Below are 22,376 nucleotides of genomic sequence, written 5' to 3' on the forward strand. Positions count from 1 at the left end.
GTATCGGCGCAATCGCGAGCAGGCTCACTCCTACAGTTCTTTGGCAGGCAGGGGTTAGCGTTTAGGCAACTCGATCACCACCTTCAACCCGCCCCACTCACTCTCGCCCAGCACCAGCAACCCGCCCCACGTCTCGACAATATCGCGCACAATCCCCAGCCCCAGACCATGCCCGTCAGTCTGCTCATCGAGCCGCGTGCCACGGCTGAACACCTGAGTGCGTTGCTCTTCAGGAATTCCCGGGCCGTCATCTTCAACGCTCAGGGCGTAACCGTCAGTACGTTCGATCACACTCAGACGCACCTCGGCGTCCGCCCATTTGCAGGCGTTGTCCAGCAAGTTGCCGAGCAGTTCCAGCAAGTCCTCGCGGTCCCACGGCAGTTGCAGCCCCGGCGGCGCGACGTAACTCAACGCCAGATGCTCGCCGTGGATCATGTTCAGCGTTGCCAGCAATCCCGGCAGTTCCGCGTCACAATCAAACAGCGCGCCGGGCAGCGCATCACCTGACAACCGCGCGCGATTAAGCTCGCGATTGAGCCGCTGTTGCACCTGCTCCAGTTGTTCCTTGAGGATCTTGCGCAGCTCCGGGTGGGCATCGAGTTTTTCGCTCGACGCCAGACTCAAAAGCACCGCCAACGGCGTCTTCAGCGCATGCCCCAGATTGCCCAGCGCATTGCGTGAACGCTTGAGGCTGTCCTCGGTGTGCGCCAGCAGATGGTTGATCTGCGCCACCAGCGGCTCCAGCTCGACCGGCACCTGATCGTCCAGTTGCGAGCGCTGGCCCTGCTGCAACTGGGCGATCTGCTCGCGCGCGCGTTCCAGCGGCTTCAACGCGCGGCGCACCGTCAGCCGTTGCAGCAGCAGAATCAGCAGCAAACCGGCCAGGCCCAGCCCGAGGCCGATCTGGCGCATGCGCTGGAAACTCTCGCGCACCGGGGTGTAATCCTGGGCGACGCTGATCGAGATCGACTGCCCCAGACGTCGATAGTCCGAGCGCAATACCAGCAACTGCTGACCGTCCGGGCCCAGTTGCAGGTTGCTGTGCAAACCCGGGTGCTCCAGCAGCGGCAGATCCTGATCCCACAGCGAACGCGAGCGCCAGTGGCTGTCGGCAAAATCGATGCGGAAGTAATGCCCGGAAAACGGTCGCTGATAGGCCGGTGACAGATGCCGCTCATCCAGTTGCAAACCTTGCGGGCCACGCACCAGCGCGACCAGCAGGCTTTCGCTGTCGTTGCGCAGACCGGCCTCGAGATAACGCTGCAACCCGACTTCGAACAACCACAGACTGGTTTGCGCCAGCACCAGACCGACGATCACCATCACACTGATCAAGCCCAGGCTCAAACGGCGCTGGATCGACCTCACGAAGCTTGCCCGCCGAACAGGTAACCCTGGCCGCGACGGGTTTCGATCACCGCTTTACCCAGCTTGCGCCGCAGGTGGTTGACGTGAACTTCGAGGACGTTGGAATCGCGCTCGGTTTCGCCGTCGTAGAGGTGCTCGGCGAGGTGGGTTTTCGACAGGATCTGTTCCGGGTGCAGCATGAAATAACGCAGCAGACGGAATTCGGCGGCAGTCAGCTGAATCTCGCTGCCGTCGCGGATCACGCACTGGCGACCTTCATCCAGATGCAGGCCGGCCGCCTTGAGCGTCGGCTGATTGGCCTGGCCCTTGGAGCGACGCAGCAACGACTGCACCCGCAAATGCAGCTCTTCGGGATGAAACGGTTTGGTCAGGTAATCGTCGGCGCCGGCCTTCAGGCCTTCGATGCGCTCGGCCCAGGAATCGCGGGCGGTGAGGATCAGCACCGGGGTCGACAGGCCACCGGCACGCCATTGCGCCAGCACCTCCAGCCCGGGAACGCCGGGCAGGCCGAGGTCGAGAATGATCAGGTCATAGGGCTCGCTGCTACCCTGATAGACCGCATCGCGCCCGTCCGCCAGCCAGTCCACCGCGTAGCCTTGGCGCTGCAGGCCGGCGATCAGTTCGTCGGCGAGCGGCACGTGGTCTTCCACCAGAAGCAAACGCATCGGTCAATCTTCCTTGTCTTTGAGTAATTCGCCGCTGTCGGCCTTCAGGTGCAGCTCGCGCGCCACGCCCTCGACCGTCAGCAACTCGACTTCATAAACATAAACGTCGTGCTTTTCCTCCAGCTCGACCTCCAGCAGTTTGGCCCCCGGATAGCGATCCAGCGCCTGTTGCAGCACCTGCTCCAGCGGCAGGATCACGCCCTGCTGACGCAGCTTCAGCGCCTCGTCCTGATCGAGGTCGCGGGCCATCGCCGCCGAGCAAACAATCACAAGCGCCAACGCCGTGCGGCTGGTGGCGCGAACATTAACCTTCATTACGTATCCTGATGATCCTTGAGAACCTGCCCAGTGACCGCGTCTAATTCCAGATCCCACTCCAGCCCTTGCGGATCACGCATTTCGACCTGGTAGACGTACTTGCCGTACTCCTCTTCCAGCTCGGTTTCGGTGATGGTCGAGCCCGGGTGTCTGGCCAGCGCCGTGGCGTTGAGCTTCTCGAAGGAGACGATAGTACCAGCGTCGCGCAGGCGCAGGGCTTCATCGGGGCCAAGATCGCGGGCGTGGGCGAGGCTGGCGGTCAGGCCGATGATCGAGGCAATGGACAGGGCAGTCAGGGTTTTCATGGGTGTCTCCGTGTTTTTATGTGCAGCTACGGTCGGCACCATAGCGGTGCGAACTTAACTGAAACTGAATTGCCATCATTGCCCCTGACACCAACCTCATTTGCAGATTCATGCAAAACCCTGTGGGAGCGGGCTTGCTCGCGAATGCGGTGGGTCAGCAGTAATGATGGCGACTGATACACCGCTTTCGCGAGCAAGCCCGCTCCCACAGGGTCAAGTAGTGCGCCTATAATCCAAAGCTTGCTAACGATCGAGACCGGTATGACAGCCATCCACATCAAGTTCCCTGCCCTTACCCTCAAGGCCGGCCCACGGGCCATGGCGCGCATTCGTGCCCAAGGCCTGAACGCCGCTGACGTCGGCACCCTGCCCGGTGCGGCCGGCGGGCCGAAGGCATTGGGGATTCAAGGGCTGGATCTGGCGTTGTTCGGTGAGTGGCTGCCGAGCGCGCCGCGTGAGCGCTCGCTGATCGGCGCGTCGGTCGGTTCCTGGCGCTTCGCCAGCGCCTGTCTGCCGGACGCCGCTGAAGGCATCCGCCGCCTCGGTCAGTTGTACGCCGAGCAGAACTTCAACAAAGGCGTGACCATGGCCGAGATCAGCCAGAGCTCGCAGCGCATGCTCAATGACCTGCTCGACGGCCGCGACGCCAGCATCCTCAACAACGCCGACTACCGCCTGAACATCATGGTGGTGAAAAGCCACGGACGCCTGGCCGACGATCATCGTGGCCGCCTCGGTCTGGCGCTGGGCTCGGTGATTGCCGATAACCTGCGCGGTCGCGCGCGGCTGTCGCGGCACTTCGAACGCCTGATCATTCACGACCCGCGCCTTGCCCCGCCGTTGAATGCGCTGAATGACTTTCCGTCGCGCTTCGTCGCCCTCGACGCCGGCAATCTGCGCCAGGCGCTGCTGGCCTCGGGATCGATCCCGATGGTCATGGAAGGCGTGCGCGACCTGCCGGGCGCCGGTACCGGCACGTTCCGCGACGGCGGGCTGCTCGACTATCACCTCGACCTGCCCTACAGCGGCGACGGCATCGTGCTCTATCCGCACTTCACCGACCGGGTGATTCCCGGCTGGTTCGACAAGACCCTGCCGTGGCGCCGTGCCTCGGTGGAGCGCTTGCAGGACGTGCTGTTGCTCGCACCATCGAAGGAATATCTGGCGCGCCTGCCCTACGGCAAACTTCCCGACCGTAACGACTTCAAGCGCTTCATGGGCGATGCGCCGAGTCGGCAGAAATACTGGCACGCGGCGATGGACGAAAGCCGCCGTCTCGGCGACGAGTTTCTCGAACTGGCGGCCAACGGTCGCCTCGCCGAGCGCTTGCTGACCCTTTAGTCAGTGTTTTCCCGCATCGCCAAACACAAGCTGGTAAACTCGCCGCCTGCCCGAATCGCTGCGGCGAACGCCACCTGAACAGAGCCGAAAATACTGTGGAAATTTTCAAAGAGTTTACTTTCGAATCCGCCCACCGCCTGCCGCACGTACCGGACGGCCACAAGTGCGGGCGCCTGCACGGTCACTCGTTCAAGGTGGCGCTGCACCTGAGCGGCGACCTCGATCCGCACACCGGCTGGATCCGCGATTTCTCCGAGATCAAGGCGATTTTCAAGCCGCTGTACGAGCGTCTGGACCACAACTACCTGAACGACATTCCCGGTCTGGAAAACCCGACCAGCGAAGTCCTGGCCAAATTCATCTGGAATGAAATGAAGCCCCTGCTGCCGGAACTCAGCGCGATCCGCATTCACGAGACCTGCACCAGCGGTTGCATCTATCGCGGTGAATGATCCAACACAATCCCCCCTGTAGGAGTGAGCCTGCTCGCGATAGCGGTTTGTCAGACACATTGATTTCAGATGTGCCGATGCCATCGCGAGCAGGCTCACTCCTACAAAGGATTGATGTTTTGTCAGGAAAATAGAGAACAGCCCCCGAGGCTGTTTTTTTATGCCTGTGCTTTTTGGCTTACCGCGACATCCCCGACATCTGCCCCCCACACAGTTCAAAACTGTGGGAGCGGGCTTGCTCGCGAAAGCCGTGTATCAGTCGCCATCTGCATTGGCTGACCGGGCGCATCCGCGAGCAAGCCCGCTCCCACATTGGGCCTGTATGTGTTCTGGTGCACTGCTTTCGCGCCGAAATCCCTGACTCGGCTATACATAATCCGCATAACGGTCTTTGGCACGACCACTGCAACTTGCTTCGCGTCTCCCCAATCCAGCAAGGAACGCCCCATGACGCAGAACGATCCCGGCAACGACTACCCCCTCAGCGAAGTCCCGATGCATGCGCGAAAAGGCCTGGCCTCGACCGCCATGGTGTTGCTTGGTTTCACGTTTTTCACCGCAACCATGTTCGCCGGCGGCAAGCTCGGAGTGGCGTTCAGTTTTGGCGAGATGATGGCGGTGATCATCGTCGGCAACCTGCTGCTCGGTCTGTATGCGGCAGGCCTCGGTTATATCGCCTTCAAGAGCGGGCTTAATTCGGTGCTGATGGGGCGGTTCTGTTTTGGCGAAGTCGGCAGCAAGCTCAGCGACCTGATCCTCGGTTTCACCCAGATCGGCTGGTACGCCTGGGGCACTGCGACCGCCGCCGTGGTGCTCGGCAAATACTTCGATCTGGGGCAAGGCACAGTGCTCGGCTTGATGGTGCTGTTCGGCCTGGTGTTCTGCGCCACGGCGTATATCGGTTATCGCGGCCTGGAGATCCTGTCGTACATCGCGGTGCCGGCGATGATGTTGCTGCTGATGCTGTCGATGTGGGTCGCGACGGTAAAAGTCGGTGGCCTCGATGGTTTGCTCAGCGTGGTGCCGACGGGTTCGCTGGACTGGTCGACCGCGATCACGCTGGTGTTCGGCACCTTCGTCAGCGGCGCGACCCAGGCGACCAACTGGACACGCTTCTCGCGCTCGGCACGGGTTGCCGTGCTGGCGAGCCTGATCGGATTTTTCATCGGCAATGGCTTGATGGTGTTGATCGGTGCCTACGGCGCGATCGTCTATCAGCAGCCCGACGTGGTTGAAGTGTTGCTGCTGCAAGGTTTCGCCATGGCCGCAATGGCCATGCTGCTACTGAATATCTGGAGCACCCAGGACAACACCATCTACAACTTCGCCGTCGCCGGCTGCAACCTGCTGCGCACCGGGCGGCGCAAAACCGTGACCCTGGCCGGCGCGGTGATCGGCACCCTGCTCGCCCTGCTGGGCATGTACGACATGCTGGTGCCGTACCTGATTCTGCTCGGTACGGTGATTCCGCCGATTGGCGGGGTGATCATGGCCGACTTTTTCTTCCGCTGGCGCGGGCGCTATCCACGTCTGGCCGACGCACGGCTGCCGGCGTTCAACTGGCCGGGGCTGGGGGCTTACGCGGTCGGCACGCTCACTGCGTTCCACTCGCCCTGGGTCGCGCCGCTGGTAGGGATTGCCGCCGCCGCGCTAACGTATGTCATCGTCACCAGCCTGCTCGGCGCCCGTCGCGCCAGTGCGCCACTACCAGACCTATAAGAAGGATTCGCCTGATGCACATCATCAACGCCCGACTGCGCAACCAGGACGGTTTGCACGAATTGCACCTGGAAGACGGCCTGATCCGCAGCATCGGCCGCCAGACCGAAGCCCCGACCCTCAACCCCGGCGACCTCGACGCCGGCGGCAATCTGGTGGTGCCGCCCTTCGTCGAGCCGCACATCCACCTCGACGCCACGCTGACCGCTGGCGAGCCGCGCTGGAACATGAGCGGCACGCTGTTCGAGGGCATCGAGTGCTGGGGTGAGCGCAAAGTCACCATCACCGAAGAAGACACCAAGACCCGCGCGAAAAAGACCATCCAGGCCCTGGCCGCACACGGCATCCAGCACGTGCGCACCCACGTCGACGTCACCGATCCGCAACTCACCGCGCTCAAGGCGATGCTCGAAGTGCGCGAAGAATCCCGGCACCTGATCGATCTGCAAATCGTCGCGTTCCCCCAGGAAGGCATCGAGTCGTACCGCAACGGTCGCGAGCTGATGGAAGAAGCGATTCGCATGGGCGCCGACGTGGTCGGCGGCATTCCGCATTTCGAGTACACCCGTGATCAGGGCGTCAGTTCAGTGAAGTTTCTGATGGATCTGGCCGAGCGCACCGGGTGCCTGGTCGATGTGCATTGCGACGAGACCGACGACCCGCACTCGCGCTTTCTTGAGGTGCTCGCCGAAGAGGCGCGCAGCCGCGACATGGGTGCGCGGGTCACCGCCAGCCACACCACGGCAATGGGTTCTTACGACAATGCCTACTGCGCCAAACTATTCCGCCTGCTCGGGCATTCCGGGATCAGTTTCGTCTCGTGCCCGACCGAAAGCATTCACCTGCAGGGGCGCTTCGACAACTTCCCGAAACGCCGTGGCGTGACTCGCGTGAATGAATTGCTTGAGGCCGGGATGAACGTGTGTTTCGGCCAGGACTCGATCGTCGATCCTTGGTATCCGCTGGGCAACGGCAACATCCTGCGGGTGCTGGAAGCCGGGTTGCACATCTGCCACATGCTCGGTTACCGCAACCTGCAGAACGCGCTGGATCTGGTTACCGATAACAGCGCCAAGGCCATGCACCTGGGCGAGCGTTATGGCCTGGTAGAGGGGCGCCCGGCGAACCTGCTGATTCTGTCGGCGGACAGCGACTACGAAGTGATCCGCAGCCAGGGCCTGCCGCTGTATTCGATTCGTGGCGGCAAGGTGCTGATGCAGCGGCAGATGCCGGTGGTGGAGTTCAGCGGCGGACAAATCTGAAACTTTTGTCAGGCTGATGGCCTCATCGCTGGCAAGCCAGCTCCCACAGTATCCAGCAGTGAACGCGTGATTTGTGTTCACCACATAACTCTGTGGGAGCTGGCTTGCCAGCGGAGGCGATTGCCGCTTCAGTCGATCAATCGAGCCGTACCAAACAGCCTGACCCGCACCAATTCGCCCTGCTCTTCTTCGAGCAACACCGGCGCCGTCCCGCCCGGCATGACGACGTGCACTTCGCCGCTCGCCACCCAACCCACCGCCCATGCGGCACACGCCACCGCACTGGCGCTGGTGCCGGAGGACGCTGTCGGCCCTTCGCCACGCTCGAATACTCGGGCGACGATGCGCTGCGCTGACTCAAACGCGGCCCATTGCAGATTGATGCCCGCCGGGCATGGCTGGCCGGCGCCGGTCGGCATCGCGTAGGCGATTCGGGTCAGGCCTTCGGCCCAGGACGATTCGCGCATTTGCGGGTTGCTCGGCAACACGGCAACGTCGGTGAGCAAGGTCACGCAATGCGGATTGCCGATGCGCACGAACTGGCTGTGCTGCCACGCGGGATCGAGCTGCGCCAATGGTTTTACATGGCTCACTTCATGACCATTGAATTCGCGGTTTTCAACATTCCGGGCGGTCACCGCTGAAGGCCCGAAGCCCGGTTGACCGAGGTTCAGCCAGAAGCCGTGAACGCCTTCGACTGCAGCTGGTTTCACCGAAGTTTCCACGGCGTCGCCCTTGTCGTGATGCACTCGCAGCGACGCCCCTTCCGCCGGCATCAGCCCCTGCTCCAGCAACGACTGGGAAAAGATCGTCAGGCCGTTGCCACTGCGCTCGGCCAAGGTGCCGTCGGTGTTGACGATCAGCACGTCGAACGGCGCTGCCGACTGAAACGGGCCGATCAACAGACCATCGCTGCGGTGCGATTTGCTCCCCGCCGGACGCTGGCCCTCCGGCCAGTCGCAGCACAGCGCAATGGCGGCCTGACTCCATGCCTGTCTCGACACAGCACACTGCGCGGCACCGACCGGCAAATCGATCCCCGCCTCACGAAGTGCCTGGGGCGAAATCACCCCGTAAATATTGCCCCGCGCATCGTAGAACTGCGTCATCACCGGCCTCACTCACCTTGTCGAAGCCATCACTGTAAACCGCGATCCCCTGTAGGAGTGAGCCTGCTCGCGATAGCGCAGTATCAGGCGCCCTGGTCATTGCCTGAGCCACCGCCTTCGCGAGCAAGCCCGCTCCCACAGTGATCTGCGCATGACAGCAAATTTGTGAGCGCCCGCCATTTAATGTGGGAGCGGGCTTGCTCGCGAAGGCAGTGTGTCAGTCACTATATTCTTTAGCTGACACAGCACTATCGCGAGCAGACTCATCCCTACAGGTTAGGATGTCGACTGCACTTCCCCGAGACTTGCGATCGAACCTCGACGCGCTATCACTGTCATTCGGGGACGCGACGTTTTTTGCCAAGGATCGATATGACCAGCCTCAACCCCCAAGACACCTTCGTCCCCGGACACCTGCAACAGATGTCGACGCGCATCGCTTTTTTCATCGCCGGCCTCGGCATTGCCGCGTGGGCACCGCTGGTGCCGTACGCCAAGGCCCGCGCCGGACTCGATGAGGGAACGTTGGGCCTTCTGCTGCTGTGCCTGGGGGTCGGCTCGATTCTGGCGATGCCACTGGCGGGGATTCTCGCCACGCGCTTCGGCTGCCGCAAAGTCGCCACCGGCGGCACCCTGCTGATTTGCGCGGCGCTGCCGTTGCTGGCGACGGTGTCGTCGATACCGGCGCTGATCGCCACGCTGTTCATGTTCGGCGCCGGGTTGGGCACGGTGGATTCGACCGTCAACCTGCAAGCGGTGATCGTCGAACGCGCCAGCGGCAAGCACATGATGTCCGGCTTTCATGGCCTGTTCAGCCTCGGCGGGATCGTCGGCGCGGCCGGTGTCAGCGCCCTGCTCGGCCTCGGGCTGACACCGCTGGCAGCGATGCTGGTCGTGGTGGCGGTGTTGATCGGCGCACTGTTCAAAGCGGTGCCGCACATGTTGCCCTACGGCAGTGAAAGTTCCGGCCCGGCATTCGCCATTCCCCACGGCATCGTGCTGTTCATCGGCGGGATGTGTTTCATCGTGTTCCTCACCGAAGGCGCGGCGCTCGACTGGAGCGCGGTGTTCCTCGCACAGGAACGCGGGATCGACACGGCGTATGCGGGCTTGGGTTACGCCGCATTTGCCCTGACCATGACGGTGGGACGCCTGCTGGGTGACCGGATCGTGCGCAGTGTCGGGGCTACGCGGATCATTCTGTTTGGCGGGCTGCTGGCAGCGGCAGGCCTGTTTCTGGCGACCTTCGCCCCGAGCTGGGAAGCCGCGCTGCTGGGGTATGCGCTGGTCGGCGCCGGCTGTTCGAACATCGTGCCGGTGCTGTATACGGCGGTGGGCAAGCAGACGGTGATGCCGGAAAGCATTGCGGTGCCGGCAATCACCACGCTGGGTTACGCAGGGATTCTGGCGGGGCCGGCGGTGATCGGTTTTGTCGCGCATGCCAGCAGTTTGAGTTTTGCGTTTGGCTTGATGGCGGTGTTGTTGGTGGCGGTGGCCATCGGCGGCAAGACCTTGAAAGTCTGAACATTGGCGCGGTACCTGTCAGGTTTGACAGTAGACAAGCCCTGCCCCCAATCATAGGGTTGATTTCCAGCTCAGGAGGAAAGGAAATCCGGCATGAACATTGGAACAGGATCAGTTATTGCGCTAATCACTATTCTCCAGGGATGCGCTTCCGTTAATCGATACGACTGGGGCGAAGGCACTGCCAATTTTGCGCCTGCTGAGCGGCTGGCCAATGCCAGCGGGAACTATGCGCATTGGCAAGCCATTGGCCGTGTTGAAGTTGAAGGCGGCATGACCTGCTCCGGCACGCTCATTGACACACGAGAACCCGGTACAGTGTCGCAACCCGCCTACGTACTGACCTCCGGACACTGCACACACCCGGAGATAGCTAATAACGAGATCATCGTCAATCAACCGGCAAAGGGTCGGGTGACGTTCAATTATTTTTTTGACACGCAACCGCAAAGCCATTCCTACAGCGTCAGTCGCATTGTCTGGAGCACGCTACGCGGTCAAGACCTCTCTATCGTTGAACTTCAACAGCCTCTCGAACAGTTGATCAGAGACGGTATCCAGCCGTTGAAATTGGCGCAGACCCCGCTGGTCGCCGAAGACAATATTCTGATCACCGGCGCGCCCATGAGCGGTTTCATTCAGCGCATGGCCTGCAAGCAGGAACACTCGGCAGCGATCATTGAAGGCCCATGGCGTTGGGTCGGACAACCAAGCAACCGTTGCCTCGATGTTGTCAGTGGGCTTTCAGGCTCGCCATTGCTTGCGCGTTACACCAATGAAGTTGTGGGTGTGCTGGGCACCACCACTCGCGGGAGTGAGCGCGATCGCTGCAACAAAGGCGCGCCCTGCGAAGTCTCGAGGGGACAGGTCGATAAACGCAGCGACACCAACTACGCCTCCACAACCGATGGACTGGGCGCCTGTTTCGCCAAGGGGCATTTCAATCCACGTCTGGGCGGTTGCCCGCTTGGAGAGAACTGGTCGTTTCCTGGTTCGCCGAAAAACAGCGGTTACATTAAGGTCGAGCGCGACGAACATGGACAAGTCGTGCCTTGGCGATGGCTGCAAACTTTCACCACAACCGCGCCTTACTACCGCTATCGCTTTACGCGCAGTCTGGACGAATGTCAGAACCTTGATGGCTACAGCCCAGTGCAAACGGCTGAACCGGACGCTGATAATCAATTGAGTCATGAACTCAAAGACGGCTCAGGCCTGTACTTTCTCTGCCTGATTGGCCAACAGCGACCTACGGACGCACCCGGGCAGTGGGCCGGAAGAACCCCTAGCGTCTATTGGCGCTGGTTGATGGAGGCGCCCGCACCGCTGGAGCCTGCCTATCATGTCGAATTTGTGGGTGGCGACGAATACGACATCAGAGTATTTCCGGTTGTACCGGATCTGGATCCCTCCCGATTTCAATACAAGTATGGCCAGCCCGGAAGCATCAATTGCAATAATGGGCAGGGATTTCAACATGTATCACCCTCCACAGGTGTGTTCCATGTTTCCGTCGCCAATGGCCGGCAAAACGTCTGCCTCAAAGGCGCAGACCTGGCGGGGAATCCCGGACCGACCATCGACATTCTGATTCCTCAATAGCTCAGGCCTGATGTAGCTGAGCCGTGTGAAACCGGTTCAGCGCCCCCCAGCGCTAGAATCCGACGCTGGCCTGCACAAAGAACGTGCGCGGTGCGCCCACATACATCCCCGAATTGTTGTCGCTGGAACGGGTGAAATACTGCTTGTCGAAGACGTTTTTCACCCCGGCGCCGAGCTTCAGGTTCGACACCTGCGGTCCGAAGTCATACCCGCCGCGCACGTTCCAGGTCACATAACCCGGGATGTCGCCGTACTGCCCGTCGGCCGTGCCTTCGGTGATGTAGTTGCCGTTGAAGCTGCCATCGGCGTTGACCCCGGTGCCCGGCGAGCGCTGTTTCGACTGGGCAAAACCGTCGATGTTGTAGGTCCAGCGATTGACGTCGTAGCGCAAGCCCACGGTCGCCACCTGCCGCGAATAGAACGGCAGATCACGGCCCTTGAAGCCCGGAATCTCGCCTTCGTAAGTCGCACGGGTGTAGGTGAAACCGGCGTTGGCAGTCAGACCGTCGAGACGCGGATCGAGCGCTGCCATGTCGTAGTGCACCGAGGCTTCGATGCCCTGGTGCTTGGTCGCGCCAAGGTTGGTCCAGCCGACATCGTTGCTGATGTATTGCAGCTCGTCATCGAAGTCGATGTAGAACAGCGTCACTTCCCCGCCCCACACGTCATCGTTGTAGCGCGTGCCGATTTCGTAGGTCTTGGCCTTTTCCGGCTCCAGGCCGTTGGCGGTCTGGTCACCCGAGCCGCCCTGGCCGAGCTGGAAATACTGCAGGCTGCCGAACGAGGTTTCGTAGTTGGCGAACAGTTTCCACGCGTCCGACAGGTGATACATCACGCTCAGCGCTGGCAGCGGTTCGTTGCTTTCGATGCTGCGGTTTTTCTCCGGCACGCGTTTGCCTGCGGTGTCGAGCACGGCGCGGTCATGCCAGTCAGTGCTGATGTGTTCGAAGCGAATGCCCGGGGTGATGGTCCAGTTGCCGACGTCGATCTTGTTGTCGACGTACACCGAGTTGGCCTCGGTGCCACCGGTGCGATCCTGGAACACATGGCCGTCGGACGTCGGGGTGACCACCGGCTGATTATTGACCAGCGCCAGACGGCTCGACTGTTCGTGCATTGCCTCTTTCAGGTAGCGATAACCGACGCTGACTTCCTGCGTGGTCGGGCCGACGTCAAACACCCGCGACACACGCGGTTCGACACCGAGGGTGTAGTAGGAACGCGGGTAAGAGCTGAGGGTTTTCTGGTCGCGGGCGGCGATGGTGCTGCCGCGAAAGCTGTCGGTGTAGTAGGTGAGAATTTCTGCTTGGGTGCGCTCGTCGATCTGCCGGATCCACTTGAACGACACGTCTTTGCGCCGACCGCTGAAGTTGTCGTAATCGCGCACCGAATCATACGGTTTGTCGTCGTACTGCTTCTGCGTCAGGCCGCCGGGCATGTCGGCGCTGGCGTCGTAGTAATGGAAGTTGAGGCTGAAATCGTCCTGATCGGTCGGCGCCCAATGGGTCTTGAGCAGCACGTCGTCGATGTCGTTACCGTTGTTGCGCTCGCGGTAACCGTTGCCGTTGACCCCGGAGTACAGCAGCGCCACGCCCATGCCGTTGTCGGCGGTGCCGCCGAGGAACGCCGTGTCGATGTGCTTCCAGCCGCCGTACCGGGTGGTCTCCAGCGTGGTGCCGATTTCCCCGGTGGCTTTTTCCGGAATGGCGCGGGTGACGAAGTTGATCACCCCGCCGACGTTTTGCGGGCCGTAACGCACGGAACCGGCGCCGCGTACCACGTCGATGCTGTCGAGGTTGCCCGAGGAGATCGGCGCCATCGACAGTTGTGGCTGACCGTACGGCGCGAACGCGGCCGGCACGCCATCGATCAGCACCGTGGAGCGTGGCGACAGGCGCGAAGTCAGGCCACGCACGCCGACGTTCAGCGCGATGTCGCTGCCGCCGGTGCCGTTGGAGTCCTGCACCTGCACGCCCGGCACGCGCTTGAGCACGTCACTGACGTTCATCGCGCCCTGCTCGACCATGGCTTCGCGGCGGATCACCGTGCGTGCGCCCGGGTGGTTCTGTACCACGGCGGCATCGGCGTCGCCGAGCCAGTCGCCGACCACTTTGATGTCGGTCACGCCCAGTTCCAGCGGGCCGTTGCTGGCGGCGGTCGCGACTGGCGCCAGAGTCACCGAGCCTTCGTTGATCTGATAGTCGAGGCCGCTGCCCTGAAGCAATTGGCGCAGCGCCTGCTCGGGGGAAAGATTGCCGTCAACCGCCGGCGCCTGTTTGCCGGCGACCAGATCCGGGCTGAAAAACACTTGCAGCGAAGTTTGCTGGCCCAGTTCGCTCAGGGCCTGACCCAGCGGCTGGGCGCGGATGTGGATGGCTTCAGCGGCGAAAGCCAGCGGCACGGCGGCGTTGACCGCCAACGTCAGGGCCAGCGGTAACCAAGGGGATTTTTTGTTGTTGGTTGAGGTGTTTTTCACGTCGAACGTAGTCCTGTGGAGCGCAAGAGTGTGCGTCTGTTAATGCAAACCAGTTGCAGTTGAACAGGAAGACGATGAACTCGAAAAAAACCTGAATGTTATTTTGAAATTATTTCCTGACTGCCATCGGCCAGGGTGCGAACGGCCACCGGCAGGATGTTTGGCAGGGCCTTGAGCAAGGCGTCGGTGTTGTCGGATTTGAACACGCTGGTCAGGCGCAGACTGGCCACGGCCGGGTTGCTGACCGTCAGCGGCTTGTCGCGATAACGCGAAACTTCCGCTGCCACTTCGCCGAGGCTGGCGTTGTTGAACACCAGTTTGCCGCTGCGCCACGCCGTCAGTTCGGCGGGGTTGACCGCATATGCGGCGGCGACGCGACCCTCGGCATCGACGTGGGTACCGAGACCTGCCGTCAAGTTGATGAACTCGTTGTCCGGCGCATTGCGCCCCTGCACCTTGACCGTGCCCTGCTCCACCGCGACCCGGGTTTGCATGACATCGCGGCGCACATCGAAACGCGTGCCGGTGACCGTGACCTTGCCGCTGCCGGCCTCGACCACGAACGGCCGCGCCGTGTCGTGCTGAACGCTGAACAGCGCCTCGCCTTCACTCAATTCGATCAACCGCCGGTCCTTCTCATAACGCACCTGCAGACGGCTGCGGCTGTTCAGGTCGATCACCGATCCGTCCGGCAGCGCCACATGCTTGCGCTCACCCAGCGCCGTCGCGAACTCGGCGCTGTAGCCGTCGGGGTGATTCAGACCGCTGAACAGACCGAGGCCGAGCGCCACCGCCAGCACACTGGCGGCCACGGCATAGCGCAGCAGCGGGCGACGTTCGCGACGGGCCGGCGGGGTTTCGACGAGGGCCTTGAGGCGTGGCGCCGGCAGCAGATCCGCCGCCGTCCACAGGCCTTGCAGCAACTGGAATTCGTCACGGTGTTGCGGATGCTGGTTCAGCCAGGCGTCGAAGCGCTGCTGTTCGTCGGCACTGATCAGCGGTTCCTGCAAACGCACAAACCAGCGTGCCGCCTCATCGCGCACCGTTGTTTGCCCGCACGCGCAATCACGGGTATCCATCATGGAATGTCCTGTCGGGCTGGGGATGAAACGCGGTGGCCGCTCATGACTGCATGCCGTCGAGGCGATCGCGCAAGTGGCGCAGGGTGCGGATCATATACTTTTCGACCATGTTCCTCGACAGCCCCAGGCGTTCGGCGATTTCCGCCTGGGTCAGCCCTTCGATCTTCTGCCAGACGAAAATCTTCCGGCAGTTGAGCGGCAGCTCCTGCAGCGCCCGTTCGATGGAGTCGGCCAACTGGATCGCCTGCATGTAATGCTCCGGGTCGCCGGTTGACGACACACTGTGATCGATCGCCTGCGACTCCATGGCTTCCCGTCGATCCTCACGCCGATAACCGTCGACCGCGATGTTGCGTGCGGTCTGGTGCAGATACGCCCGTGGCTGCTGCACCGCTGCCGAATCGGATTCGAGCACCCGCACAAAGGTGTCGTGCGCCAGATCCTCGGCCTGCGCGCGGTTGCGCAGACGCCGAGTCCAGGTGCCGATCAACTCTTCGTAATGCTCGAAAAAGCCGGGTCTGCGGGGCAGCATGGGGTTCATGACAGCGTGCTGGGGAAAGAGCCGTGAATAGTAATGCTTCCTATTAAGGCCGGCAATTCATTCCTTGGAGACCCGATCCGCCGTTCATCTCCAGGTCATCGTGCTTTTGCAATCACCTCACTCATGTATTGATGCAGATCGCGAAAATCCTGAACGCTCCAGGCGTGCGGCGCGATCTTCACGCCGTTGTCCTGCAAGGTTTTTGGAATCAGGTTTCCATTGGGACGAAGGATGATCGAGGACACGATGACGCCCGGATAATCCTTAAGGCGTTTCTTGAAGGTGGCTGTTGTCAGGTCAGGCGTTGGCGGATTGCTTTTATTGGCCAATGGCCCGGTTGCCTTGATATCGGCGCCGTGGCACACAGCACAGCGCTGGACATAAAGATTTTTGCCGTTGGCATTTTCCGCAACGGACAGGGAGGTCTGAATGACTGATAACAAAGCGAATAAGGTGACGAGGGTTGTTTTCATTTTTATAGAGCAGAGGCTGAAACGGACGACGCACAGCTAAGCACACATCAGGAAGCCAATTTCCACGTATCGAGAAATTGCCGGGCAGCGACCCACGTCGTCGAGTTTTTCGCAGCCGTCCCGCCTATTGTGTAAAATGCCGCCCGGGTGCCACCGCAACAACGCGGCAGGGCAGGTTTAATTCAGCGCAGGTCGGGCCGCCGCGCGGAGTTGCTGTGCCTATGAGCCACGATCCGTCACGCCTGCAGGCTGCCCGTCAGGAGTCGCCTTCTGCCCTGGCCTTTCTCTCGCGATTTTTCGCCGCCGAGTCCGCCGGTGGCCTGATTCTGATGGCCGCTGCCCTGGCCGCGCTGCTGGTCGCCAACTCGCCTTGGGCGGCCACGTATTTCTCGACCTTGCACATCAAGATCGCCGGTCTGTCGATCGAGCATTGGGTGAATGATGGCCTGATGGCGATCTTCTTCATGCTGGTGGGCCTGGAGATCAAGCGCGAAATGCTCGCCGGTCAGTTGTCGACCTGGGGTCAGCGCGCGCTGCCGGGCTTCGCCGCGCTGGGCGGGATGCTGGTCCCGGCCCTGATCTACGTCGCGATCAACTGGGGCAATCCGCAGACCCTGAGCGGTTGGGCGATCCCCGCCGCCACCGACATTGCTTTCGCCTTGGGCGTGCTGTCGCTGCTGGGCAAACGAGTGCCCGTCTCGTTGAAAATCTTCCTCTCGGCGCTGGCCATCCTCGATGACCTGGGCGCAGTGGTGATCATCGCGATTTTCTACACCAGCGGCCTGTCGGTGAGCATGCTGCTGGCCTCGTTGGCGGTGATTGCACTGCTGGTAATCCTCAACCGCTGCGGTGTCAGAAAGCTTTGGCCATACCTGATCGCCGGCGCCTTCCTGTGGTTCTTCATGCTGCAATCGGGGATCCACGCGACCCTCGCCGGGGTGATTCTGGCCCTGTGCATTCCGCTGGGAAATCCCGAAGACGAGCACAACTCGCCGCTGCTCTACCTCGAAGAAAAAATGCATCCGTGGGTGGCGTTCGCCGTGGTGCCGATTTTCGGCTTCGCCAACGCGGGTGTGTCGCTGACCGGCATTTCTCCGAGCAACCTGCTTGAGCCGGTGCCGCTGGGCGTCGCGCTGGGGCTGTTGTTCGGCAAGCAGATCGGCATCCTCGGCCTCGGCGCCCTGGCGATTCGCAGTGGTCTAGCACAACTGCCGCAAGGCGCGGGCTGGCTGCAGCTGTATGGCGTCGCCCTGCTCTGCGGGATCGGCTTCACCATGAGCCTGTTCATTGGCGCACTGGCCTTCCCGGGCGCGCCGCATCTGGTCGACTCGGTGAAGGTGGGTGTGTTGCTGGGTTCGATTTTGTCCGCGCTGCTGGCGGTGGTCGTGCTGATGAGTGCGGGTAAGGCGAAGGCTTCGAGCTGACCGCCAGATCGGGTCGAGACAGAAAACCAATGTGGGAGCGGGCTTGCTCGCGAAAGCGTCAATTCAGTCAGCTAATTTATCGACTGAACCACCGCCTTCGCGAGCAAGCCCGCTCCCACAGTTTTTACAGCGGTGCTGCTCAGCCTTTTTCGTCGATCCCGGCCTGTAGGGTCTGGCTGTCCAGATTGCCGCTCAGGGTCACCGGACCGACTTTCAGATTGCCGTTATCGAACGATACCTTCGGTGCGTTCTCCTCGGTTTTCTGCGGCAGGTCCAGTCCGGCTTTCACCCCATATTCACGGTTGACCAGATCGCTGCCAACGACCTTCGAAGCGCCCAGATCGACCTTGCCGTCCGTCGATGAAATCCGTGCGCCGGTCAGCTGCGTACCACCACCAACGTTCAACTTCACACCCTGATTGCCACTGATGCCGGACGCCTGCACCACGCTGTCCTTGTGCGCGTATTCGCCTTGCGCTTTCAGCGTCGGTTTATAGTCGGTGCCGGCGAGTTTTTCCTTGTCGCTCGGTGGATTTTTCTTCGCCGTCAGGCCCAGATCAACATCGACCTTGGCCTGCGTCTTCGAGTCCTGACGGCTTTCGACGGTCAGATCACCGGCAACCTTGCCGCCGACAGTGTTCGCGTCGATCCGCGCGCCAGACAGTTGTGCATCGCCTGCGCTATTGAGTACCACGCTGTCAGCCTTGATCTGGCTGTTCTGCTGGGTGGTGCCTTGCAGGTAATCGACGCCGACCTTGGCCCCGGCGTTGAAGCCGTGGTCACTGCTGGCCTTTTCATCGGCTGCGGTCGGGGTCTTGCTGCTCAGGTTGCCGCCGGCATTCAGCGCGACGTTCCAGTTGTTGCGGCTCTCGGTGGACTGCGCCGATTCCTGAACCAAACCGCCCTTCTGCGCATCGATGCTGACGTTCGGCGCGCTGACTTGCGTGCCTTGCAGGTGCACCGCGTCACCGCTCAAGGCGACGTTGCTCTGGCTGTTGAGCTGGCCACCGGTCAGGGTTTGCGAGTTTTCGTTGACCCGACCAATGTTGAAGTTACCGCTCAGATTACCGCCCTGATCGCGACTCTTCTCGCTGCTGGATTTGCTGCCGCCGCCCTTCAAGCCGCCGCCGAGATTGCTGCCAGTCGCGGTGTGGGTATCAACGGCCGCTTGCAGATCGAGTTTGCCGTCAGCGTGCAGCTCAATGCCGCCGACGCTGTCGATCTGCGTGCCTTGCTGAACCTGATTGCCACCGCTGCTCAGTTGCACCGGGCCGTTGCCGCTGATGCTCGCCACGTGAGCCTGGGTGTCATTGGTCTGCTTGCCGGTGTGATCAAGCTGGAAGCCAGCGCCGAGGTCGACGTTGGTGCCGTCGGTGCCCGGCAAGGTGCCGACCGTCAGCGAGCCGTTGCCGCGCAGGCTGGAGTCGCTGCTGCTCTGGCGGTCGGTAGCCTGATTCAGCGCCAGATCGCCGCCGGTCTTGATGTTCACACCGCCCTGCCCGCCGTCGAAACGGCTGCCAGCGAACTGCGCATCACCGCCCACCTTGATGTTCACGCCTTGGCTGCCGGCAAAACCGCCGACCACTGCGGTGCTGCTGTCCTTGCTGCTGTAGCTGTTGCCACCCGCGCCGCTGCCGGCGACGTTCACGTCCTCGCCGGTCTTGGTGTAGACGCGCACGTCGACCTTGGCGTCCACCGAGTTATCGGTGCTGCTGTGAGTGTTGCTCGCGGCATCGGCAACCAGTTTGTCAGCGCTGATGTTGACCATGCCGTTGCTCGCACTGTACTGGGTGCCCTGGTCGTGCAGGTTGCCGGCGGTTTTCACGTCGACACTGCCGCCGTCGAAACGGCTGACCACAGCGTTGCTGCTCTGCTCGGTCTTGTCGGCGCTGCCGTGACCGATCGCCACGTCGAGGCCGACGTTCGGCTGGCCGAGATTGCTCAGGGCTTCCTTGTCCGGCACCTTGCCGTTGAGCACATCCTTGACCGCACCGGCAATCGGGCGGGCGATGTCCTTGTACTCGACGTTGGCGCCGATGTCCGCCGACCACTTGCTCTGGTTGTGAGTGCTGCTTTCGGTGTTGCTGGCGGCGCGGTTGTCGACCTCGTTGGCCGCGACGTTCAGACCGTTGCCAGCCTTGACCTGCGCGCCTTCGGTCAGCAGTTTGTCGGCATTGATGTTCAGGCTGCCGCTGCTTTGCACGTGGGTGGTTTGCGCGGTGGTTTTGCTGCTGCTGTCTTGCGTGGTGCTGTGGGCAAAGTCGACGCCACTGCCAGCGCGGTCGAGGCCACCGGTGTAGTAGAAACCACCGCCGGTGCTGGAGGTGTCGGTCGAAGTTTTGTGGCTGTCCTGTTCGGCCAGCAACGACACGTTCTTGCCACTCAGCGTGGTATCGCCAGCAGTGGATTTGACTTCACCGCCCCTGATCGTCAGGTCGCCGCCCGCCTTCACCTGCACGCTGCCGCCGCTGAGGCTCGAGCCTTGCTGGTTGACGTCGTTGCGGGTGACGGTCTGCTGCTTGTCTTCGTAGTGCACCCCGGCGCGGTATTGCTCCGGCGTTTGCTCTTTGGCGTAGGCATCGAAGCCACGGGTCTCGGTGGTCGAACTGCTGTCGTGGGTGTTCTGCGTGGAATGCACGTTCACATCCCCCGCAGCGTCCGCCGTCAGCGCGCCGCCAGCCTTGACCGTGGAGCCGGCCACTTCGATGTCCTTGGCGCTCTTGAGTTTGAGGTTGCTGTCGGAAACCAGCTCGCTGCGCACCGTGGTGCTGTCCCTGGAATTCTGCCGCGACTCGTCCTTGGTGATACCGAAGAATTTGCTGTCCTTGTCGTGGTTGTTGCTGTGCGAAGTGTCCTGCACACCGTCGATCACCAGCGAACCCTGATCGCTGATCACGCTGGCCTCGGTGCCGCCACGGACCTGGCTGCCGCTGATGCGCACGTCGTCAGCCTTGACGATCAGTTTGCCGGCCGCATTGATTTTGCTGCCCTGATGCCGGGTCTGGCCCTTGTCGGCATCACCGGTCTTGCCGAAGAATCCGCCGCCAACCAGGTCGCCGGAGTAACTGTTGTTATTGCTGCGACTGGTGCGGGTGGCCGTGGTGACGTCCACTTGCTTGCCCGCCAGTTTCACATCGCCGGCACTGTTCAGTTCGGCACCTTCGGAGCGCAGCAACGCGGCGGTTTGCAGAGCGATATTGCCGCCCTTCAACTGACTGCCGATGCTGCGCTGCTCTTCGCTGCTGTTGTTCCAGTCGGCCTTCCACAGATGCTTGCGATGGTTGCCCTGATCAGTCTGGGTGTGGCTTTCGGTGGCCGCGGTCAGGCGCAGATCGCCGCCGCTTTGCACATCGAGATTTTTCGCCGCTTCAACTTTGGCCGCTTTGAGTTCGGTGTCTTTGCCGGAGGTCAGCCTGGCGTCGCGACTGGCGACGATCTGGCTGCCGTGCTGGCGAGTTTCACTGTCGGTCTGGGTGCGATCGTAGGTTTCCCAGGTGATGCCGATGGTGCTGTTGCTCCAGTTCTCGCGTTTTTCCTGAAGCTTGCGGCTTTCTACGGTGCTCAGGGTCAGATTGCGCTTGGCATTGACGTTGACGTCGCGACCACTGACATCGGTGGCGGCCAGCGTCAGGTCGTTGCCGCTGTGCAGGCCGACATCACCCTGACTGCTGCGAATGCTGGCACGCGTCACTTCGAGGCTGTTGGGGATGGCTTCACCGCTGACGCTGAGATCGCCAGCGGAACGGATCTGCACGCCGTCACGCCCGGCCACTTGCACCGCCCCCACACGCACGCCCGCGCCTTCGGCGGTGCTGACGATATTGATGCGCCCGGCCTGCATCGCGCCGAACAGGCTGGCGTCGATGCGCTGATCCTGGGTATTGCCCGCCGGGTCCACGGCTTTGACCTGACCGCTGGCGTAATCGACCTGATTGCGCCCGACGGTGAGGTTCAACTGATCGCGGGCATCGATGCGGCCCTGGCTGTCGATACGCGGGGCGATCAGATTGACCGAACCCTCGGCGTTACGCAGGCCGCCACTCTGGATCTGCAACTGACCGCTGGCGTCGCGGGTGTTCAAGGCTTGCAGTTTGCCGTCGTTCAACTCCGGACGACCGACCAGCAGACTGGCGTTAGGCGTGTTGATGAAACTGCCGCCGTTCACCGAAATGCCGTTGGGGTTGGCCAGCACGTAATCGGCGGCGCGGCCGAAGATTTCCTGGGCGCCGTTGATGGCCGAAGGGTTGCGGCTGATCACCTCGTTGAGGATCACGCTCGCCGCCTGGCCCTGCAGTTGCGGGTTGGCTGCCAGTTGCCCGGCGAGCTGCGATTGCCCGGCCTGCAAGGCGTTGTTCAGCACCAAGCCCTGACGGTCGACGTTGTAGTCGAGGAACTGGTTGTGCGACAGGCCCGAGCCGTTGGGCGCGACGATATTGACGATGGGCACGCCGCCCTGGGTCTGCAATTGCGCGGTGCCGCCGGGGCCGGGAGCGACCACCACACCGCCGGCGATGGCGCTGGGCAGGTGCACGGCGAAGAACAGGCTGGCGATCGCCCAGCGCAGTTTGCCCCGAGGAGAAAGATGGAATGCAAAGGTGTGTGCTGGCATAAAAACGTCTCCATGTAAGTACGGCATCACGGCGCGCGATTTAGTCTTGGCCGTGGCTGTCGCGCTCAGATCCGACGGCGGTTTGTTCACTGCTTGATGAGTCTCG

General features: G+C 61.9%; 17 protein-coding genes. 7 read left to right on the forward strand and 10 right to left on the reverse strand.

Going from position 1 to position 22,376, the window contains the following annotated elements; translation table 11 throughout:
• Positions 1-54 precede the first annotated feature (54 nt).
• From KCG87_RS13460 to KCG87_RS13475, 4 genes are read right to left on the reverse strand one after another with little or no spacing between them, the layout of a single operon-like run.
• On the reverse strand, positions 55-1,368 hold the full coding sequence (locus tag KCG87_RS13460) for a sensor histidine kinase (RefSeq protein ID WP_098968034.1): 1,314 nt from the start codon (positions 1,366-1,368) through the stop codon (positions 55-57).
• On the reverse strand, positions 1,365-2,033 hold the full coding sequence (locus tag KCG87_RS13465) for a response regulator transcription factor (RefSeq protein ID WP_003223514.1): 669 nt from the start codon (positions 2,031-2,033) through the stop codon (positions 1,365-1,367). The genes KCG87_RS13460 and KCG87_RS13465 overlap by 4 nt, the downstream gene beginning before the upstream one ends.
• A gap of 3 nt (positions 2,034-2,036) precedes the next feature.
• Positions 2,037-2,348, reverse strand: a complete 312-nt coding sequence (locus KCG87_RS13470; RefSeq protein WP_210557541.1) for a PepSY domain-containing protein — start codon at positions 2,346-2,348, stop codon at positions 2,037-2,039.
• A complete protein-coding gene (locus tag KCG87_RS13475) occupies positions 2,348-2,656 on the reverse strand; it encodes a PepSY domain-containing protein (RefSeq protein ID WP_027614000.1) in 309 nt (102 codons plus the stop codon). The genes KCG87_RS13470 and KCG87_RS13475 overlap by 1 nt, the downstream gene beginning before the upstream one ends.
• A gap of 261 nt (positions 2,657-2,917) precedes the next feature.
• On the opposite strand from KCG87_RS13475, the gene KCG87_RS13480 reads away from it, so the two are divergent.
• From KCG87_RS13480 to codA, 4 genes are all read left to right on the forward strand, one after another.
• The gene (locus tag KCG87_RS13480; RefSeq protein WP_134785912.1) at positions 2,918-3,997 is read left to right on the forward strand and encodes a patatin-like phospholipase family protein; all 1,080 of its coding nucleotides are present in this window, start codon (positions 2,918-2,920) and stop codon (positions 3,995-3,997) included.
• 95 nt (positions 3,998-4,092) lie between these two features.
• The gene (gene queD, locus KCG87_RS13485; RefSeq protein ID WP_007915588.1) at positions 4,093-4,449 is read left to right on the forward strand and encodes a 6-carboxytetrahydropterin synthase QueD; all 357 of its coding nucleotides are present in this window, start codon (positions 4,093-4,095) and stop codon (positions 4,447-4,449) included.
• A gap of 447 nt (positions 4,450-4,896) precedes the next feature.
• Positions 4,897-6,168 (forward strand): cytosine permease, encoded by a 1,272-nt coding sequence (gene codB, locus KCG87_RS13490; protein WP_210557539.1) that lies wholly within the window; start codon positions 4,897-4,899, stop codon positions 6,166-6,168.
• A 14-nt stretch (positions 6,169-6,182) separates the two neighbouring features.
• Positions 6,183-7,430 (forward strand): cytosine deaminase, encoded by a 1,248-nt coding sequence (gene codA / locus KCG87_RS13495; protein ID WP_210557537.1) that lies wholly within the window; start codon positions 6,183-6,185, stop codon positions 7,428-7,430.
• A gap of 128 nt (positions 7,431-7,558) precedes the next feature.
• Here the strand turns inward: codA and KCG87_RS13500 are convergent, their stop codons facing one another.
• Positions 7,559-8,539 (reverse strand): diaminopimelate epimerase, encoded by a 981-nt coding sequence (locus tag KCG87_RS13500; RefSeq protein ID WP_210557535.1) that lies wholly within the window; start codon positions 8,537-8,539, stop codon positions 7,559-7,561.
• A 372-nt stretch (positions 8,540-8,911) separates the two neighbouring features.
• Between KCG87_RS13500 and KCG87_RS13505 the strand changes: the two genes are divergently transcribed.
• Both KCG87_RS13505 and KCG87_RS13510 read left to right on the forward strand, forming a co-directional pair.
• Positions 8,912-10,063: an MFS transporter gene (locus KCG87_RS13505; RefSeq protein ID WP_210557533.1), complete on the forward strand. Its 1,152-nt coding sequence runs from the start codon at positions 8,912-8,914 to the stop codon at positions 10,061-10,063.
• A gap of 93 nt (positions 10,064-10,156) precedes the next feature.
• Positions 10,157-11,665, forward strand: coding sequence for a trypsin-like peptidase domain-containing protein (locus tag KCG87_RS13510; protein ID WP_210557532.1), 1,509 nt, complete (start codon positions 10,157-10,159; stop codon positions 11,663-11,665).
• Between the two features lie 52 nt (positions 11,666-11,717).
• Here the strand turns inward: KCG87_RS13510 and KCG87_RS13515 are convergent, their stop codons facing one another.
• The 4 genes from KCG87_RS13515 to KCG87_RS13530 all read right to left on the reverse strand — a co-directional run bounded on the left by KCG87_RS13515 (position 11,718) and on the right by KCG87_RS13530 (position 16,237).
• The gene (locus tag KCG87_RS13515; RefSeq protein ID WP_210557531.1) at positions 11,718-14,141 is read right to left on the reverse strand and encodes a TonB-dependent receptor; all 2,424 of its coding nucleotides are present in this window, start codon (positions 14,139-14,141) and stop codon (positions 11,718-11,720) included.
• A gap of 98 nt (positions 14,142-14,239) precedes the next feature.
• The gene (locus tag KCG87_RS13520) at positions 14,240-15,223 is read right to left on the reverse strand and encodes a FecR family protein (protein ID WP_210557530.1); all 984 of its coding nucleotides are present in this window, start codon (positions 15,221-15,223) and stop codon (positions 14,240-14,242) included.
• 40 nt (positions 15,224-15,263) lie between these two features.
• On the reverse strand, positions 15,264-15,764 hold the full coding sequence (locus KCG87_RS13525; protein ID WP_003223490.1) for a sigma-70 family RNA polymerase sigma factor: 501 nt from the start codon (positions 15,762-15,764) through the stop codon (positions 15,264-15,266).
• Between the two features lie 95 nt (positions 15,765-15,859).
• Positions 15,860-16,237 carry a c-type cytochrome gene (locus KCG87_RS13530; protein WP_098968023.1) on the reverse strand — a complete coding sequence of 126 codons (378 nt, stop codon included), beginning with the start codon at positions 16,235-16,237 and terminating at the stop codon, positions 15,860-15,862.
• Positions 16,238-16,458: 221 nt separating this feature from the next.
• Here KCG87_RS13530 and nhaA point away from each other — a divergent pair, with 221 nt between their 5' ends.
• Positions 16,459-17,661 carry a Na+/H+ antiporter NhaA gene (gene nhaA / locus KCG87_RS13535; RefSeq protein ID WP_210557529.1) on the forward strand — a complete coding sequence of 401 codons (1,203 nt, stop codon included), beginning with the start codon at positions 16,459-16,461 and terminating at the stop codon, positions 17,659-17,661.
• A 139-nt stretch (positions 17,662-17,800) separates the two neighbouring features.
• Here the strand turns inward: nhaA and KCG87_RS13540 are convergent, their stop codons facing one another.
• Positions 17,801-22,270 (reverse strand): hemagglutinin repeat-containing protein, encoded by a 4,470-nt coding sequence (locus KCG87_RS13540; RefSeq protein ID WP_210557528.1) that lies wholly within the window; start codon positions 22,268-22,270, stop codon positions 17,801-17,803.
• Between the last annotated feature and the right edge of the window lie 106 nt (positions 22,271-22,376).

This window comes from Pseudomonas sp. MWU347 (assembly GCF_017947305.1).
GTDB lineage: Bacteria > Pseudomonadota > Gammaproteobacteria > Pseudomonadales > Pseudomonadaceae > Aquipseudomonas > Aquipseudomonas putida_A.

What these genes read in the sequence shown, in the direction of transcription:
- KCG87_RS13510 (WP_210557532.1), top strand. Translation starts at nt 10,157, where the DNA reads ATGAACATTGGAACAGGATCAGTTATTGCGCTAATCACTATTCTCCAG.
- nhaA (WP_210557529.1), top strand. Translation starts at nt 16,459, where the DNA reads ATGAGCCACGATCCGTCACGCCTGCAGGCTGCCCGTCAGGAGTCGCCT.
- codB (WP_210557539.1), top strand. Translation starts at nt 4,897, where the DNA reads ATGACGCAGAACGATCCCGGCAACGACTACCCCCTCAGCGAAGTCCCG.
- KCG87_RS13530 (WP_098968023.1), bottom strand. Translation starts at nt 16,237, where the DNA reads ATGAAAACAACCCTCGTCACCTTATTCGCTTTGTTATCAGTCATTCAG.
- codA (WP_210557537.1), top strand. Translation starts at nt 6,183, where the DNA reads ATGCACATCATCAACGCCCGACTGCGCAACCAGGACGGTTTGCACGAA.
- KCG87_RS13480 (WP_134785912.1), top strand. Translation starts at nt 2,918, where the DNA reads ATGACAGCCATCCACATCAAGTTCCCTGCCCTTACCCTCAAGGCCGGC.
- KCG87_RS13525 (WP_003223490.1), bottom strand. Translation starts at nt 15,764, where the DNA reads ATGAACCCCATGCTGCCCCGCAGACCCGGCTTTTTCGAGCATTACGAA.
- KCG87_RS13475 (WP_027614000.1), bottom strand. Translation starts at nt 2,656, where the DNA reads ATGAAAACCCTGACTGCCCTGTCCATTGCCTCGATCATCGGCCTGACC.
- KCG87_RS13465 (WP_003223514.1), bottom strand. Translation starts at nt 2,033, where the DNA reads ATGCGTTTGCTTCTGGTGGAAGACCACGTGCCGCTCGCCGACGAACTG.
- KCG87_RS13470 (WP_210557541.1), bottom strand. Translation starts at nt 2,348, where the DNA reads ATGAAGGTTAATGTTCGCGCCACCAGCCGCACGGCGTTGGCGCTTGTG.
- KCG87_RS13520 (WP_210557530.1), bottom strand. Translation starts at nt 15,223, where the DNA reads ATGATGGATACCCGTGATTGCGCGTGCGGGCAAACAACGGTGCGCGAT.
- KCG87_RS13505 (WP_210557533.1), top strand. Translation starts at nt 8,912, where the DNA reads ATGACCAGCCTCAACCCCCAAGACACCTTCGTCCCCGGACACCTGCAA.
- KCG87_RS13500 (WP_210557535.1), bottom strand. Translation starts at nt 8,539, where the DNA reads ATGACGCAGTTCTACGATGCGCGGGGCAATATTTACGGGGTGATTTCG.
- KCG87_RS13540 (WP_210557528.1), bottom strand. Translation starts at nt 22,270, where the DNA reads ATGCCAGCACACACCTTTGCATTCCATCTTTCTCCTCGGGGCAAACTG.